This window comes from Glaciecola punicea ACAM 611 (assembly GCF_000252165.1).
Taxonomy (GTDB): Bacteria; Pseudomonadota; Gammaproteobacteria; order Enterobacterales; family Alteromonadaceae; genus Glaciecola; species Glaciecola punicea.
Window position 1 is genome coordinate 91719 of the sequence record NZ_BAET01000012.1, and the last position, 15652, is coordinate 107370.

Below are 15652 nucleotides of genomic sequence, written 5' to 3' on the forward strand. Positions count from 1 at the left end.
CTATCTAATATCGAATAGACGAGCAAGATTAGCTGAAACAAGCGGTTTCTCAACGCTGGTTTATTATATCCTCCGGTGCGTTGATTTTTTTGCGCCCGCTATAAGAGTGCTGGCACTAAGTGCCACCAAGCTTGCTAACGTAACTGAAATCATCTAGCGCGTAGATTATTTCGTTTACTTAACTATGAAGTTATCGTAAGCATTGCCTAAAAGTTTAGCTTTTAGGCAATGTGTTTTTTGCGTGGTCTGCAAAGACGTCAGCTTTCATAAAGCCAGTTACTCTTGCGCGCTCAAGTTCAATACCTTGTTGATTAAAAAACATGATGGTGGGCAGGCCTACTATGCCAAATTGCTCTTGAAATTCGAAGTTACTCGGGGTGTTGTCGGTTAAATCTAGCTGCATCCAAACAGCCTGTGAGAGGGCATCAACTACTTGGGGTGCAGGGAATGTATACTTTTCAAACTCTTTACAGGCAACGCACCAGTCAGCATACAAGTCTAGCATAACGGGCTTGCCTTGTTCATTTGCTTCATTCAGTTTTTGTCTAAAGTCGGCTAAATCACGCACCACCATAAATTCTGGATGTTCAAATGCGTTGCTGCCAGTGCCTTGGGCACCCGAACCTGCGTTATTGCTAACGATGGTGGGGATCAAATCAACTTTTTGCAGCGCTTGAATGCTGAAAATAATCACAAATACCAAACCACCTAAGCTAATTGTAGTGCGTAGACCCTTGGCAAAACTCATTTGCGTATTTTGATTTACTGTATACCAGTAGGCAAAAAGCCCTAAGCCTAATGCAGCCCATAATAAATCGGTCCAATCTGCCACAATAAAGCGTTCAACAAACAAGATCGCCACAGTGAGCATCATAAAGCCAAACGTGACTTTTATAACGTTCATCCATGCGCCTGCTTTGGGCAATAATTTACCGCCGGTTATACCAAATAATATCAGCGGAATGCCCATGCCTATGCTAAGGGCGTACAGTGAGAAAAACCCAAAGGCCAAGCTATCGCTTTGGGCCACCACGATTAATACGGCCGTTAAGGGGGCTGTGGTGCAAGGCGAGGCTACGAGTCCCGCCACTATGCCCATTACGAAAACGCCAAAGAAGTTACCCTGTTTTTGCTCATCGCTAAGGCTATTAAGCTTATTTTGCCACTTTGAAGGCATCTGAATTTCGTATAAGCCAAACATAGCCAAAGCAAGCACCACAAACAGCACAATAAAAATGACTAAGAGCACAGGATGCTGCAAGGCGGCTTGAAAGCGCACGCCAGCCGAGGCCACAATAAGCCCAATGATTGAGTAGGTAATTGCCATACCTTGCACAAATACAAAACTAAGGGCGAAGGCATGCGAGGTTTTAAGCTGTTTTTTCCCCTTGCCTAGTACAATGCTCGATAAAATAGGGTACATCGGATAAACGCAGGGCGTGAACGCAAGGCCTAAACCAAGTAGGGTGAGTAAGCCTAAGCTTATAAAGATACTCTGATCTGAAAGCAGTTTTTCGGCTAACGTAAACTGCTCAGACACGGGCGCAGAATTATCCACTAGTGGCATTCTTTGAGGTGCAATTACGCCAATATTATTAGCATCAAGTGTTACGCTTATGGACTGATAGCAGATATTTTCATTAGCACAGCCGGCAAAAAACAAATCAACCATTGGCGGTGCTTGTGACTGTGAGTCGGTACTAATAATGGGAAAAGTGACGCTGACCTTGTCATAAAATACATCGGTGATGCCGGTGGGCGTTAAGGCTTGTTTAACGTAGCCTGTTTTACTTTTCTCTCCTGGGGTAGAAAGCCCTTCATTATCAGACTTTTCATTGTCAAGCTCTTCATTGTCAAGGAATAGCGGTTCACCAAATTCATGAATAAATGACTCGATACTGATACTGTCTTTACGTAAAAAATAACCTGGGGCAGTACTTAAATCAAACACCAGTTCGGTGCTAGTTGATTGCACTAAAGCAGCTGTAAAAGCCTGTTCTGGCGACAGCAGTCCGGTACTAAAAGCGTCTAAAAACACCACTTTTGTGGTGGGTGGGTAACACAAACCTGCTTTTGCACAGCCTTGAAAGCGAATTTTTATAGAACCGTCTTGCTGTGCCTTTATTATAGGGTAGACCATTTGCATGTCGTCAAAGAAAACGTCAGACAAGCCAAAAAATTCATCTTCTATTTGTTCATGCGCAGGATAAAGGGGCTCACCTACAAGGGCGTTTTTGCCTGCCGCTTTGAACTGCCTCTTATATAAGTAGTAGCCATCGGCAATGGTCCATTTAACAATAAGTTTGCCGTTTTGTTGTTCAAAATCAAAGCCAAAGGCCTCGTCAACTTTGAGAAAAGTAGGGGAGTCGCTAAAAATAGATTCAGGCGTGGTTTGCGCGCTAGTGAAACCCGATACGCCTAAAGTACTAAGCATTAGTGCAAATATGAACGCCAGCATAATGCCAGCGCGTTGACAAAATGCCATGTGTGGCTTGAGTGCTAAGATATAATGGCTTTGAGCGAGTTTTTGCACGCCTATTCCTTTTAAAAACGATTGGTAGTATTGTAATAGTAGTGTGGATAACACTTGATTACTGTTACGTTTTGGTCGTGTTAGGTAGCGCTGTGTCTGGGTCGCCGTTGTTTTATTACCAGTGCTATATAGGTGAATATAGATGCATAAATACTATGAAAGATGCCAAGCGGCTAGCATATCATACTCAATTGACGCCGGGTTAGATTGAAATATTTATAGGTGTCCCAATTTATGTGTATAGGAGGCAGGCACTTCACCTTTTTACACAGTATGTTAAACAAGGAGCATTAATGCTTATATTGTTCACTTTATTCGTGGTTTTGCCTATTGCTGAAATAATACTGCTCATTAATGTATCTGGCAGTATTGGCGGCTTGAACACATTCTTAATCGTTATCGTTACCGCTGCATTTGGCGCTTATTTCGTGCGTCAACAAGGGTTTTCTTTACTGCAGCAAATTCAAACAAAACTACGCGCCGGCGAAGCACCAAGTACCGAAATGGCTGAAGCAGCATTGTTGTTAGTTGCCGGTGTGTTGCTAATTACTCCTGGGTTTATTACCGATATACTTGGGTTTTTATTTACATTGCCGTTTAGTCGCGCCCCTATCGCCGAGTTTTTAATGCGAAAAATACCCATCATGCAGGCAGGTGGTGCGCATTTCAGTCAAAGCGGTTTCAATACCCGTCCTACCGGCAGGCCATTTAATGAGGGCAAAACCGATGACGGCGATATTATTGACGGCGAGTTCACCGACAAGACCCAAAGTGATGATAAAAATCGTTTAAATTAATTATTTTTCATTGTCTGCCCTTGAGATCGCCTTCCTAAGCCCCACCTCCTTTTTACAATAGACAATGACATTATTTAAATCGTTTTTTTTATTTGCCGTTCGCAAAAAGAAAATGGCTAGAATAAGGCCATAATGCTTTGTTCTATCGTTATATAAACAACTTTTTTAGTAACAATTCTGGAGATTTGAAAAATGGCAATTCGTCCCTTACACGACCGCGTAATAATCAAGCGCGAAGAAGTAGAAAGCAAGTCAGCTGGTGGCATCGTATTAACAGGCTCTGCCGCCGAAAAGTCAACGCGCGGTAAAGTTATTGCGGTAGGCAAAGGTCGTATCTTAGACAACGGTAACCTGCAACCTTTGGATGTAAAAGTAGGCGACAGCGTAATTTTCAGCGAAGGCTACGGCGTTAAAACTGAAAAGTTAGACGGTGAAGAAGTACTAATATTAAGTGAAAACGACATTTTAGCGATTGTTGAATAAACCCTATTCAGCATATCAGCGTTACGTAAATATTTGATTTTAAGCCCTGTTGGGCTTACCACATAAGTTTAGAGGAATAATTATCATGGCAGCTAAAGAAGTTCATTTTGGCAACGACGCCCGCACTAAAATGCTAAGAGGCGTAAACGTATTAGCAAATGCAGTAAAAGTAACTTTAGGTCCTAAAGGCCGTCACGTAGTTTTAGACAAGTCTTTTGGCGCGCCTACCATTACCAAAGACGGTGTATCGGTAGCTAAAGAAATCGAATTAGCAGACAAATTCGAAAACATGGGCGCCCAAATGGTCAAAGAAGTGGCTTCTAAAGCAAACGACGAAGCCGGTGACGGAACCACTACTGCAACTGTGTTAGCTCAGTCAATCGTAGCGGAAGGCCTCAAGCTTGTAGCTGCAGGCATGAACCCAATGGATCTTAAGCGCGGTATCGACAAAGCCGTTATTGCTGCTGTTGAAGAGCTTAAAGCACTTTCAACTGATTGCGCCGACAGCAAGTCTATTGCACAAGTAGGTACAATTTCTGCAAACTCTGACACTATTGTGGGCGAAATTATTGCCGAAGCGATGGAAAAAGTGGGTAAAGAAGGCGTTATTACCGTTGAAGAAGGTCAAGCACTTCAAAACGAACTAGAAGTGGTTGAAGGTATGCAGTTTGACCGCGGTTACTTATCTCCTTACTTCATCAACAGCCAAGAAAGCGGTTCAATTGAGCTAGAAAGTCCGTACATTTTGTTAGTTGATAAGAAAATATCTAACATTCGCGAATTGCTACCTACCTTAGAAGCAGTTGCGAAATCGTCTAAGCCATTATTGATTATTGCTGAAGACGTTGAAGGCGAAGCCTTAGCTACTTTAGTGGTAAACAACATGCGCGGTATTGTGAAAGTAGCAGCCGTTAAAGCGCCAGGCTTTGGCGACCGTCGTAAAGCAATGTTGCAAGACATCGCTATGCTAACGGGTGGCACTGTTATTTCTGAAGAAATTGGTTTAGAACTTGAAAAAGTGCAGCTTGAAGACTTAGGTACCGCTAAGCGTGTAGTTATTACTAAAGATAACACTACCTTAGTTGACGGCGCCGGTGAGCAAGACGCAATTCAAGGCCGTTGTAACCAAATTCGTGCCCAAATTGAAGAATCTTCTTCAGACTACGACAAAGAAAAGTTGCAGGAACGTTTGGCTAAGCTAGCTGGCGGTGTTGCCGTGATTAAGGTTGGTGCAGCCACTGAAGTTGAAATGAAAGAGAAGAAAGCGCGCGTTGAAGATGCACTTCATGCGACTCGCGCAGCTGTTGAAGAAGGTGTAGTACCTGGAGGTGGCGTTGCATTAGTAAGAGCCGCGTCTAAGCTACATGGCCTTACCGGTGAAAACGAAGACCAAACACAAGGCATAAAGTTATTGCTACGCGCAATGGAGTCTCCACTTCGTCAAATCGCATCTAACGCAGGTGCAGAAGCTTCGGTGGTGACTAACCAAGTGAAAAGTGGCACCGGAAACTACGGTTACAATGCGGCAAACGACACCTACGGCGACATGATAGAAATGGGTATTCTTGACCCTACTAAAGTGACTCGCTCTGCACTCCAGTTTGCAGCGTCAATTGCCAGCCTTATGATCACCACAGAGGCGATGATCGCTGATGCACCGACTGACGAATCAGCCGGTGGTGGTATGCCTGATATGGGCGGCATGGGTGGTATGGGCGGCATGATGTAATTGCATTAGATTGCATAAGCTTGCATAAGCTTGCAATGTAGTAGTATTAAAGCCCGCAGATTTTATAGTCTACGGGCTTTTTTATTTTAAAAGGAATGCGCCATAAGGTATCGCAAATAGCCTATCGCCGAACGAAAGAATTGATTCACCATCATAAAATACAATACCTTTGATAAATCTATCCCCGATTGAATCACGCAGTTTAACCAGACCCTTGAAGTCAGCCATTTGAATAGTTGCTGAAGCTTTGACTTCAATACCTGTGATAAATTGCCCGTTTTGTAATATGAAGTCGACTTCTACTTTATCCTTATTTCTGAAATGATAAACCTCGAATGTCGAATCTTGCCAGCTTATATATTTCTGTAATTCCTGAAATATGTAAGTTTCTAAAAGTTGTCCTAAGAGATTTCGGTCAGCTTTTAAATCATCTGCTTTTATATTGAGTAAAGCACAAATTAAACCTGTGTCTGTAAGGTGCATTTTTGGCGTCTTGATAAGCCTACTAAGTCGATTGGTGTGCCAAGGTTGAATTTGTTCAACTAAAAATAGTTGTTCAAGTAATCCAATATATTCTTTAATAGTAGGGCGGCTAATATTAAATGGCGAAGCGAGGCCTGATACATTGAATAGTTTAGCTGTTTGACTGGCACATAAACGCAATAACTTAGGAATGACATTGATATGTTGAATGTTAGCAATGTCTTTAATATCGCGTTGAATGAGCGTATTTGTAAAGTCCCTATACCATGACATTCTTCTGCTTGTGCTTGCTCGAGATAGTGCTGAAGGGTATCCACCAGCCGTGATTAATTTAGTTAATTCATTGCCTAGTTTGGAATAACCCGTGGTAGTCAACTGATAACCCACCTCGGTTGAAAATAAGGTGTTGAATACACCAGAGAGTTGACCATTAATTTCAGCCTGTGCTAATGGCCTTAAATGGATGATTTCTATTCTTCCTGCTAAAGAGTCTGATAGGGTGGGTAGAAGCAATACATTTGCAGAGCCGGTTAAAATGAACCTTCCTGGCAATCGGTTTTTATCCACACTTGATTTTATACTGGTAAAAATTTCGGGGACTCTTTGGATCTCATCTAATATTGTTTTTTCGGGCAAACTATCAATAAACCCGACAGGATCAGCTTTGGCTGAATTGAGTTGGTTAACATCGTCAAATGTAATGTAAAGATAGTTATGTCGTTGACCCACCATTTGTGCAAGTGTCGTTTTACCAGATTGGTGTGAGCCATGAATTAAGACAACGGGCGTGTCTTGTAGCGCTTCTAGTAATTTATGCTCAACGAATCGTGGAAACATGCTTTGCGCCTGAGAAGATATTTGCTCGGCTAATTGTAGATTCTTTATCGTCCAATTGAAAGTTTAAATTCGTCTAATTGAAATTTTACACGAAAATTACTACCCGCCGACAGGGGCAAAAGCTCTTAGCGGCATTAAGTAATGCCGACAGTTCACCGTTCAAAATGTAGTTAGTCTCTATGGCGTAATGATTGAATAGCGTAAACGTACTTTTCGAATTATTACTGATACTTTTGTGTTGTCGTCTTTAATTTGTCATGGTCTGTCAAATGAACAGTATATCCATTGCATGCGATTGCATAGGGTTGCATTAAGTTGCATCATTTATAGGGTACCAAATGGGGGTGCCTTTTTTAAATTAAATGGAAATAACCAATAGAAACAAGGCTCTAACTGGCATATGGGCGGCATGATGTAATTGCATTGTCGTGCATAGGCTTGCAATGTAGTAGTATCAGAGCCCGCAGATTTTATGGTCTGCGGGTTTTTTGTTGTTTTAAACGAAGCGCGTTTCCTATTATTGCGTTTGTTCAATGGTTAATTAGCAACTGCCTATAAAACTCGGTGCAATGACCTAATGATTGACTATTTTGGTTTTATAAAGAGTCCTAGCTAAATATATTGGCCATTGCTCCACAACTCGCTGAGCATTTACCTCTACTAAATTAGCACTCAGTTTATAAGCTTTTGGCAAATCAAAGCGGGTCACAAGCGCTGTTAAACTTTTAGCTTTAGTGTTTTTTCCACTTTTTACTTCCAGCGGTATTGGGTAGCCGCTTGCTCCTTGGAATAAAAACTCAACCTCACTTTCGCCTTTTTTGTATGCGTAAAACGCAGCGTTACTTGGCCTAATATGCGCACTTACTATTTCATTAAGTACAAACACTTCGGCAATAAAACCTTTGAAAGCAAAGTCTTTGTTTATAATTTGTTTGTATTGAATATTTGCCATCGCATTGAGCAAGCCAATATCAGTGAGTGTTAACTTAAATAAGCTTTCCTGCCTATAAGATGCCAGTGGAAATTTACTATCTGCGGTATCAATGAGTCCTATACGCTGTACTAAGTTGAGTTTTCCCAAAAACGAAATAGGTGAACTCACATCAGCATACGATGTGTTTCGATTGGGGTTGACTTGTTTAAACTGAAATTTAGGAATGGGTTTTTCATTTTGTGTTTGCGCCAACTGCACCGGAATATTCCTATAGATGCGTTCAACCATTAACGCTGACATCTTCTCCCCTTCAGAGAATTTACCGAAATCGTTTATATAATCTGTGACGAGCTGATTTTGGGTATCTCTTACATTTTGAAGTGTTTTCAAAATACTTTGATCGCTGTTAATTCCCGCCGTCCATTCTTTAATAGCATCGGGCATCCCGCCCACAAATAGATAATCGTTTAATGCCTTCATTAATTTGTCATGCGCTATTTTGGGAATGCTAGAGGGATGTTCGTTTAGTAATTGAGCTAATATATGTTCGCCACACGCTAACATAAATTCTTGAAAAGTGAGAGGGTATATAGTGATCCGAAGGGTTTTGCCAACAGGGAATCGGCCAAAAAGGCCAATATTGGAGCCTGTAGCAATTAAAAAAATATTAGGGGCATCTTGGCTAAAGTACTTGAGCGACTCAAGTGCTTGTTTGCACATGCCTACTTCTTCAAAATATAGAAGATCTGTATCTGGATTGAAAGCTTGTCCTGTGGCAATTTCTGCATTTCTAATGATTGACTTTGGTGACAGACCATCATCGAAAATAGCACTAAACTCTGGCGTTTGCATAAAATCTAGCTTTAGTGTTTTTTCGAAATGCTTAGGAGCGAACCGCTTTTCAATTAAAAAGCTTTTACCTACTTGCCTTGCTCCTTCCACAAGTAGGGGCTGACGATTTTGCTTGTTTTTCCAAGAAAGCATGATGTCTTCGTAAATCCGCACAAACACAATAAATCTACCTGTTACAATTTTATTGATTGAAATTATCATGCTAATGAGAATTTAACAAGGGAATAATTTCTATGTAATGAGATATACTAGTATGTATAATTCCAAAAATTGAGATTTATAGAGTGATATAAGTGATTGGATACTACTAAATTCATTGTTAGACTACATATGTATTAAGCCTCTAGCCTATTGTATGAGGTCGCAATATGACACGATTAAAGCCCGCAGATTTCAATATTTTCAGGCTTTTTCTCTGGTTTAGAAAAAAGCGCGCTGCTCACCAGTATAGTTCAGGCGTAACCAAACATAGTCGGTCTCGTCAACCTGAACTGTCTGGCTAAATTAAGCTCATCAGTCGCGTTTGGGCGGCAGTGGCTTACACATCTTCTTAAAACCGCGTTATATTGAACACGTAAATACTCTTATTCTCAATAATTGATTCTTTTGAGAAGTTAGTCACCTTTTTATTTAAAAAGCGTAATTCTGAGATTGGTTGCATTACATTGCATAGGGTTGCATTAAGTTGCAATATTAATGGGGTACAAAGTGGGGTACCTTTTTTATAAGTTTAAATATTCATTAAAAACGTTGCGCTAAGTCGAGTATGGGCGGCATGATGTAATTGCATTAGATTGCATTGTCGTGCATTGCATAAGCTTGCAATGTAGTAGTATCAGAGCCCGCAGATTTTATGGTCTGCGGGTTTTTTGATGTTTTAAACGAAGCGCGTTTCCTATTATTGCGTTTGTTCCATGGTTAATTAGCAATAGCCTATAAAACTCGGTGCAATGACCTAATGATTGACTACTTTGGTTTTATAAAGAATCCTAGCTAAATATATTGGCCATTGCTCCACAACTCGCTGAGCATTTACCTCTAGTAAATTAGCACTCAGTTTATAAGCTTTTGGCAAATCAAAGCGGGTCACAAGCGCTGTTAAACTTTTAGCTTTAGTGTTTTTTCCACTTTTTACTTCCAGCGGTATTGGCTTTTCATTTTGTGTTTGCGCCAACTGCACCGGAATATTCCTATAGATGCGTTCAACCATTAACGCTGACATCTTCTCCCCTTCAGAGAATTTACCAAAATCGTTTATATAATCTGTGACGAGCTGATTTTGGGTATTTCTTACATTTTGAAGTGTTTTCAAAATACTTTGATCACTGTTAATTCCCGCCGTCCATTCTTTAATAGCATCGGGCATCCCGCCCACAAATAGATAATCATTTAATGCCTTCATTAATTTGTCATGCGCTATTTTGGGAATGCTAGAGGGATGTTCGTTTAGTAATTGAGCTAATATACGTTCGCCACACGCTAACATAAATTCTTGAAAAGTGAGAGGGTATATAGTGATCCGAAGGGTTTTGCCGGTACGGTTGCTGGATTTGCCACTGGCGCCGCAATTGGCGGGCCAATTGGCGGGGCTATCGGTGCTTTTGTTGGCTTTGCTGTTGGGACAGGAAGCAGCTCAACTTTTGCAGGTGCGATGTTAGGAAGAAAAAGTATGAGGATCGAGAATTTTGAAGGCGGAAAATACGACCGGAATTAATTAAAGCATTCTGCTGGCGGCTTTGTTTGTTTGTTAGTCCGTCAACTATCTTGTTACTGTAGTCCAACAGCCTGAAAGAGATAAGCGTACATGAACAAAAACCAAATATTTGCTGTGTCATTGGTTATGGGTTTAACAGTATCTTTTACTGCATTGGTTTGTGCCAATGCTTTTGTTTGATACCTATAATGTCGAAAAAAACTTTTATGCGTACGCAGCACCTGGTTTAGCGTCTGTAGCATCTATCTTGATATTTAAGATGATTAAGCGCTGTCTGGCATATTATTATCTTAAAAAAGACGATTCACGTCACCACAGCCAATAAAGCAAGCGCCTGTGACACCCCGCGCATTCGCTTGTTCCTTCTCAGTTGTTTATGAGCCAATTTCAATAGGGGGACTACGATTACTGCTGACCTGAGAAGTTTCCTTTCTACAAGTTATTCGCCTATCGTTTCTATTATATCCGACACCCAAAGTTACGCGAGTAAAATCATACGACAGCCAGACACCATATAACTCGTTCGAACCACTTACTCTAAAAAGCGATATTTGACATCCTAACTTGTGCTTTTCCAATACCCCACCTTTACTAAGTGCTTCCAAATAACGGGTTGCTGTTGCCCCGGAGACATTCAGGTCTTTTTCTACAAAAGCGACTTTTGTGTATGGATGTGAAAACAGGTTATTCATTAGATCTTGACTGTAGGATTTGTAATCGCGTCGAATAAGCTGCTTTTGCTTAGCGAGTAACTGACTAATTCCTCCTATCAAAATGGTGGTATGTTTCGCTGTGTTGGGAACTGCTTTGGGCATATAAACTAACCAAGGCTCCCAATTACCAGTATCTCTGGTTTACTGGAACAGCTGATAATAGTCGTTTTTGGTATGATTAATATATCGACTGAGATATAAAATAGGGGTGTTTAATAGACCTTATTGAACCAATTATAGAATATTTATGATCCGCTCTGTACGTCCGTTACCGTCATAAAATGGGTGGATAGTTTCAAATTGACGATGAATAAGTGACATACAAACAAGTGGGTCTATTTGTTGCTAGGTATTCATAAATAGCGCAAACGACGACATGTATGGTGCAATAGTCTCAGGCGATGGTGGTTGAAATACAATCTCACCAGTGCGTTCATTTTTAAGCACAGTGCCAGGAGTTTTGCGCATTCCTGCGCTAGCATGAATAAGGGCTTTAAGCACAATCGGGGATTAAACGTCGCTTTTAGGCGGCAGTGGCGCAAGCATCTTCTCAAAACTTCGTTACCCAATTATAAAGCAATTTATCGGTAATATTTAATGAAGCAGGAGCCTCAACAACTGAATAACCTTGTTCAGTTGCCAGTGACACTGCTTCTTGCTTAAAATTATTTGGGTAATTCTTGTTTGTACGTTTAGGCATTCTTACACCTCAATAAGTTGGAGTTTATTCTTTATTGAAGTGTCCTTCTAATTCAACCATAACAAAAGTTCAGGGTAGTAAATTATTTCATTGTTGGCATTGAAAACTCTGCCCCTTCACGCACTCCGACAGAAGGCCAACGCTGAGTGACCGTTTTACGTTTGCTGTAAAAGCGAACCGCATCAGGTCCATAAGCATGTAAATCACCAAACAAGGAACGCTTCCAACCACCAAAGCTGTGATAAGCAACAGGCACAGGCAATGGCACGTTAATACCAACCATACCCACCTGAATGTTGTCAGAAAAATAACGCGCCGCCTCACCGTCACGAGTAAAAATACACGTGCCATTGCCATATTCATGGGCGTCAATTAAATCCATTGCCTCTTGCATTGTTTGCACACGAATAACTTGTAACACCGGACCAAAAATTTCTTCTTTATAACTCACCATATCAGTTGTCACGTTATCGATTAACGTACCGCCAACAAAGAAACCATCCGAATAGCCTTCAACCTCTGGGTTTCGACCATCAACCACAATTGTTGCGCCTTGCTCTTGAGCATGATTAATATAGCCAACCACTTTGTCACGATGCTGAGCGGTAATAACAGGGCCAAAATCATTGATGCTATCAGTATATGCGCCAACCTTTAGACCTGCCATTGCCTTGGTCATCTTTTCAACTAACGCATCACCGGCAACATCGCCAACAGCAACTGCAACAGATAGCGCCATACAACGTTCGCCTGAAGAGCCAAATGCAGCACCAAGTAACTGATTAACGGCGTTGTCCATATCCGCATCTGGCATCACGATGGCATGATTTTTTGCGCCACCCAATGCCTGACAACGTTTACCATTCGCGTTGGCTGTGGCATAAATATATTCAGCAATCGGTGTTGAACCTACAAAGCTAACCGCTTTAATACGCTCATCAGACAACAACACATCAACCGTCACCTTATCGCCATTAACAACATTCATGACGCCATCAGGTAGTCCCGCTTCTTTTAATAACTGAGCAATAAGTAACGTTGAACTTGGATCCCGTTCTGATGGTTTTAATATAAAACAGTTACCACACGCAATCGCCATTGGGAACATCCACAGTGGTACCATCGCAGGGAAGTTAAATGGCGTGATACCCGCCACAACACCTAAGGGTTGAAACTCGCTCCATGAATCAATATTTGGTCCAACATTTTTGCTATGCTCGCCTTTTAATAATTCAGGCACGCCACAAGCGTATTCAACATTCTCGATACCGCGTTGTAATTCACCCGCCGCATCATGTGATATTTTACCATGCTCTTCCCCTATCAATTGGCAGATTTTATCCGCATTGGCTTCAAGCAATTCTTTAAAACGAAACATCACTCGCGCCCGTTTAATCGGCGGCGTATTTCGCCATGCTGGGAATGCGGCCTGAGCATAACTAATAGCTTGCTCTACTGTTTCAACAGAGGCTAATGCCACTTGTCGTATCACCTGACCCGTTGCTGGGTTAAACACATCTTGAGTGCGAGCAGCGTCGGTGCAGATTTCACCGTTAATTAAGTGTCCAATTGTATTCATAAATAATTCCTAACGTTATAAAAAGTAATGTAAGTACAGAGCTTAATCCCACAGGCCTTGGTAGATAGCGACGATATCGCTAATAGACGGTTCAATCGGGTTATTAGCTGGAGAGCCTGAAGCCAAGGCTTGCTCTGCCATAGTTTGACAAACCTCGAAAAAGTCATCGCGTTTAATACCAAACTGCTCAGGCGTTGGCACCGCTAATTCATCGTTTAATGCACGAAGTTCAATTAATAGTTTCTGGTTAGCAAGCTCATTGCTGTCTTGCTCAGTTGCGATACCCATAGCTCGTGCACAATCGGCATAGCGTGCTGGTGCGGCGGGAATAGAAAAAGCGGTAACGCTTGGTAATAACATCGCATTAGACAGACCATGAGGCACATGAAAAAATGCTCCAATAGGGCGACTCATACCATGTACCAATGCCACTGATGCGCTAGAAAATGCAATACCAGCTAGGGTTGAACCAATCATTATAGCTTCACGCGCTTTTTCATCACCTCCATTGTTATATACTTTCCGTAAGTTTGGCCCTATTAACTTAATTGCGGCAATCGCTTGGCAATCGCTATATGGATTAGCTTTCTTACTAACATAAGCTTCTATGGCATGTGTTAAGGCATCAATACCCGTATCGGCCGTTGTTCGTGGGGGTAAACTCATTGTTAATTTATAATCAACCAAGGCCGCGACGGGCATAAATCCAATGCCAACACATAGCATTTTCTCATCACTTGTTTCGTCGGTGATAATGGTGAATTTAGTTACTTCAGATCCAGTGCCAGCAGTTGTTGGTATAGCAATAAGAGGTAAGCCTTGTTCTGTAACCATGCGAGGAAAGCGATAATCCTGCATCACACCACCATGCTTAGCTAAAATCGCAATGGCTTTAGCGCTGTCAATTGGGCTACCACCACCCAAAGCAATAATGCAGTCATAATCGCCATTTTTCGCTTTGGTAACACCTGCCTGAATAGATGCTACTGTCGGTTCTGGCACAGTATCATCAAAAACATCACATGAAATATCATACTGCTGTAATACCGTTTGAATAGTATTGGCGTAACCTAGCTTAACCATCATTTTGTCGGTAACAATTAAAGCTCTGTTGCAGTTTAGGCTAGCTAAAACATTAGGTATTTGAAGGCTGGCGTCTGCGCCAACTTGCATAATGCGTGGTAAGATTATTTGTGAAGACATAAATTTGAATCCTTATCTCAAATAGCACCATTTAATCATTTCTTGTATATACCTGTGTATAAAGGAGATTAAACAATAATATTTTTGTAAAACAGTAACTGATAGCCAAAGTTGTCAGTCGCCAAAAAGTTAATCATGTGTGAACTGCATGTTTTATTTTTTATCATCATCGGGGTTACTCCCGACATAGTATATGATCGTTTTATTGCACTGCCCTCCTCTCTAAGATATTTATATAGACCCTATACCATCAAGAGAGAAAAAATAAAAAAGGCAAAAGCAAAGATGCTTCAATTGAGGCTGTTTGTAACATATAGAGTCGGCCCGCCAGTAGTAATCCTCCCACTACGGATCCAATAGGCACAAAAGAATACGCACTATTGAGTCGGAGAGTGTTCGTTTCCACCGATGTGGCTTGTTTGCTTTTGGGCCAAATATAATTCATGGCGCTTTTTTAAAGTTTCTTTGTCTAAGCCAAGGTGTCTTTTCTCCGGCGTAATAATCTTTGTGTTGCTATGACACTGCTTTTTATTGTACCAATGCGTAAATTCTTTTACCCAGTCCCGCGCTTTTTCAAGCGACTCAACACCCTTTGAAGGCTAGTGCGGGCTGTACTTCACTGTTCTAAATAATGATTCACAATACGGATTATCATAGCTCAAGCTAGGGCGTCCGCACGAGCCTTCTACACCCAATGCGCGGATTTTTGCTCGCATTGTCAGGTTTTTCATCGGGCTGGCGCTGACACAATGCTGCACCACACCTCATTAAGGTCTATCGCGGTATGTGTGTTTGGTTTAACAACCGTCCCTTTAGGCTTATCACGTCCGCTATGATGCAAGTGATTCTTGCCTCTAAGTAAACCGTAAAATGTCGACTCACAGGCGATATAAATACCCTTATCTGCCAACTTTGGGCCATCTGGCTGGGCGGTAGTTAGGCGTATTCATCTTGATTACAGGCCGCTAAAATGTGCTCACGCTCAGCTTCTGTTAACTTACTAGGCGGCACCGGCCTAATGACTTCAGGACGCTTATCATCGGACATTTCATCCTCTTGACGCCATCTTTGGAGTGTTTTTATGGACACACCGAC

At 41.5% G+C, this 15652-nt stretch carries 13 protein-coding genes; 3 read left to right on the forward strand and 10 right to left on the reverse strand.

Features of this window, described 5'->3' with window-relative positions:
- Positions 1-214 precede the first annotated feature (214 nt).
- Positions 215-2533, reverse strand: coding sequence for a protein-disulfide reductase DsbD (locus GPUN_RS06060; protein WP_006004488.1), 2319 nt, complete (start codon positions 2531-2533; stop codon positions 215-217).
- A gap of 293 nt (positions 2534-2826) precedes the next feature.
- Here GPUN_RS06060 and GPUN_RS06065 point away from each other — a divergent pair, with 293 nt between their 5' ends.
- From GPUN_RS06065 to groL, 3 genes are all read left to right on the forward strand, one after another.
- The gene (locus tag GPUN_RS06065; protein ID WP_006004490.1) at positions 2827-3330 is read left to right on the forward strand and encodes an FxsA family protein; all 504 of its coding nucleotides are present in this window, start codon (positions 2827-2829) and stop codon (positions 3328-3330) included.
- 192 nt (positions 3331-3522) lie between these two features.
- A complete protein-coding gene (locus GPUN_RS06070) occupies positions 3523-3813 on the forward strand; it encodes a co-chaperone GroES (RefSeq protein ID WP_006004492.1) in 291 nt (96 codons plus the stop codon).
- An 85-nt stretch (positions 3814-3898) separates the two neighbouring features.
- On the forward strand, positions 3899-5542 hold the full coding sequence (gene groL, locus GPUN_RS06075) for a chaperonin GroEL (protein ID WP_006004494.1): 1644 nt from the start codon (positions 3899-3901) through the stop codon (positions 5540-5542).
- An 81-nt stretch (positions 5543-5623) separates the two neighbouring features.
- Here groL and GPUN_RS06080 read toward each other — a convergent pair whose 3' ends face one another.
- The 9 genes from GPUN_RS06080 to GPUN_RS14330 form a co-directional block, all read right to left on the reverse strand.
- Positions 5624-6862 carry an ATP-binding protein gene (locus GPUN_RS06080; protein WP_006004496.1) on the reverse strand — a complete coding sequence of 413 codons (1239 nt, stop codon included), beginning with the start codon at positions 6860-6862 and terminating at the stop codon, positions 5624-5626.
- A 574-nt stretch (positions 6863-7436) separates the two neighbouring features.
- The gene (locus tag GPUN_RS06085; protein ID WP_040520467.1) at positions 7437-8780 is read right to left on the reverse strand and encodes an ATP-binding protein; all 1344 of its coding nucleotides are present in this window, start codon (positions 8778-8780) and stop codon (positions 7437-7439) included.
- Positions 8781-9603: 823 nt separating this feature from the next.
- Positions 9604-10050, reverse strand: a complete 447-nt coding sequence (locus GPUN_RS06090) for a hypothetical protein (protein ID WP_193360400.1) — start codon at positions 10048-10050, stop codon at positions 9604-9606.
- 686 nt (positions 10051-10736) lie between these two features.
- A complete protein-coding gene (locus tag GPUN_RS13670) occupies positions 10737-11177 on the reverse strand; it encodes a Fic family protein (RefSeq protein ID WP_051987300.1) in 441 nt (146 codons plus the stop codon).
- Positions 11178-11309: 132 nt separating this feature from the next.
- On the reverse strand, positions 11310-11414 hold the full coding sequence (locus tag GPUN_RS14770) for a Fic family protein (RefSeq protein ID WP_369403272.1): 105 nt from the start codon (positions 11412-11414) through the stop codon (positions 11310-11312).
- A gap of 211 nt (positions 11415-11625) precedes the next feature.
- Entirely contained in the window at positions 11626-11775 is a 150-nt protein-coding gene (locus GPUN_RS06105) for an IS3 family transposase (RefSeq protein ID WP_006004502.1), read from the reverse strand.
- 82 nt (positions 11776-11857) lie between these two features.
- Positions 11858-13354, reverse strand: coding sequence for a CoA-acylating methylmalonate-semialdehyde dehydrogenase (locus tag GPUN_RS06110; RefSeq protein ID WP_006004504.1), 1497 nt, complete (start codon positions 13352-13354; stop codon positions 11858-11860).
- A 42-nt stretch (positions 13355-13396) separates the two neighbouring features.
- Positions 13397-14557, reverse strand: coding sequence for an iron-containing alcohol dehydrogenase (locus GPUN_RS06115; protein WP_006004505.1), 1161 nt, complete (start codon positions 14555-14557; stop codon positions 13397-13399).
- Positions 14558-15493: 936 nt separating this feature from the next.
- Complete coding sequence (locus GPUN_RS14330) at positions 15494-15646, reverse strand: hypothetical protein (protein WP_006004510.1); 153 nt, start codon at positions 15644-15646, stop codon at positions 15494-15496.
- Positions 15647-15652: the final 6 nt, after the last annotated feature.

Coding starts and splice junctions, on each gene's coding strand:
- GPUN_RS06065 (WP_006004490.1), top strand. CDS start 2,827: ATGCTTATATTGTTCACTTTATTCGTGGTTTTGCCTATTGCTGAAATA.
- GPUN_RS06070 (WP_006004492.1), top strand. CDS start 3,523: ATGGCAATTCGTCCCTTACACGACCGCGTAATAATCAAGCGCGAAGAA.
- groL (WP_006004494.1), top strand. CDS start 3,899: ATGGCAGCTAAAGAAGTTCATTTTGGCAACGACGCCCGCACTAAAATG.
- GPUN_RS06080 (WP_006004496.1), bottom strand. CDS start 6,862: ATGTTTCCACGATTCGTTGAGCATAAATTACTAGAAGCGCTACAAGAC.
- GPUN_RS06085 (WP_040520467.1), bottom strand. CDS start 8,780: ATGCTTTCTTGGAAAAACAAGCAAAATCGTCAGCCCCTACTTGTGGAA.
- GPUN_RS06090 (WP_193360400.1), bottom strand. CDS start 10,050: ATGAAGGCATTAAATGATTATCTATTTGTGGGCGGGATGCCCGATGCT.
- GPUN_RS13670 (WP_051987300.1), bottom strand. CDS start 11,177: ATGCCCAAAGCAGTTCCCAACACAGCGAAACATACCACCATTTTGATA.
- GPUN_RS06105 (WP_006004502.1), bottom strand. CDS start 11,775: ATGCCTAAACGTACAAACAAGAATTACCCAAATAATTTTAAGCAAGAA.
- GPUN_RS06110 (WP_006004504.1), bottom strand. CDS start 13,354: ATGAATACAATTGGACACTTAATTAACGGTGAAATCTGCACCGACGCT.
- GPUN_RS06115 (WP_006004505.1), bottom strand. CDS start 14,557: ATGTCTTCACAAATAATCTTACCACGCATTATGCAAGTTGGCGCAGAC.